Origin of the sequence: Streptomyces calidiresistens (genome assembly GCF_014141525.1) — a bacterium.
GTDB classification, from domain to species: Bacteria; Actinomycetota; Actinomycetes; order Streptomycetales; family Streptomycetaceae; genus Streptomyces; species Streptomyces calidiresistens.
Genome location: NZ_VKHS01001140.1, coordinates 1 through 1,296 on the forward strand (window position 1 = coordinate 1; position 1,296 = coordinate 1,296).

1 protein-coding gene is annotated in these 1,296 nt (G+C 77.9%); it reads left to right on the plus strand.

Features of this window, described 5'->3' with window-relative positions; genetic code table 11:
- Positions 1–63 precede the first annotated feature (63 nt).
- The coding region (locus tag FOE67_RS25975) for an ATP-binding protein (protein WP_182667268.1) at positions 64–1,296 on the plus strand (1,233 nt) is incomplete at its 3' end.

The window sequence follows — 1,296 nt, forward strand, 5'->3', positions numbered from 1 at the left end:
CCCCGGCCCCGCGCCCCACCCGGCGCCCCCGGGGCGCCGGCGGGACAGGGGGAGGAGCCGCCGATGACCGTCACACCCACGTCGCCCGGGGAGATCCACCGGGCGGTTCCCCGCACGCTGGAGGCGCTACCGGCGTCCCACCGCGAGGACGTCGAGCGTCTGTTGACGCGCGTCATCGACACCGAGGTCCGCCGCGCCGGCGACGCCACCGACGCCGGTCGACTCATGGCGCTCGCCCGGTCCTCGGCCGACCGGATCCTCGCCCCCGCCGCCGAGGAGTGGCGGGAGTACCTCCGGGCCGAGGAGGAGACCGCCGGCGGCCGGTTCCGCGAGCGTCTGGACGGCCGCACCCTGGCCGCCGTCGGCGCCTCCACGGCGTGCGCCGCGTTCGTGGCGCTGATCCTGCTGCGCCCCACCGGAGCCGGGGAATCGGGCGCCGCCGACGCGGTGACCGGCGCGTTCGTCGTCGCCCTCGCCTCCGTCCTCGGCTTCCTCCTCCAGGCCTCCGTCGCCCACCTGTGGGCCGCGGAGTCCCGGGCCGGCGCCCGCAACCAGCCCGGCGGCGTCGAACAGCTCCGCCTGGCCTGGCTCAACGCCGTCGAGGTGCGCGGCCTGAACCCCTGGCTCGCCCAACAGCGGGCCGTCGTCGTCCGCGGCGGCACCCGCCGCACCCCCGTGGGCCGGGCCTCCCACCGCCCGGCGGCCCGCGACCGCAGCGGTGTCAGCCGCACCCGCGGCGTGCTGGAGCGCTCCTTCGAACGCCTCCCCGAGCCCGTGGACCCCTTCCCCGGCCGCCGCGAGGAACTGACCCGCATCGCCCGCCTGGTCAACCGCGACCGGGCCGGCACCGACACCCACCCCACCGTGGTCGTGCTGCACGGCCCGCCCGGCACCGGGCGCACCGCCCTGGCCCACCGCGTCGCCCACGAACTGCGCCCGTTGTTCCGCGGCGTCTGCACGGTGGACCTGCGCGGTGGCAGCGAGGACCCGATGTCCACCCGGGCCGCCGCCCTGTACCTGATGAACCGGCTCGGCGCCCCCCGCGACCAGGTGCTGCAACGCGAGGCCGCCGGCCGGGACGGCGAGGAGGAATCGCCCGGCCGGCTGCTGGAACGCTACCGGCAGCACCTGGCCGGTCTGCCGGTGGTCATCGTCCTGGACGACGCCGCCGACCCCGAGCGGGTCCGTGCCCTGATACCGCACAGGTCACCGGCCCTGGTACTGGTGACCACCTCGCACCCGATGGCCCCCGCCGACCTCCTGCCGCCCGGGGACGACCCCGGGGCCGTCGCCCCC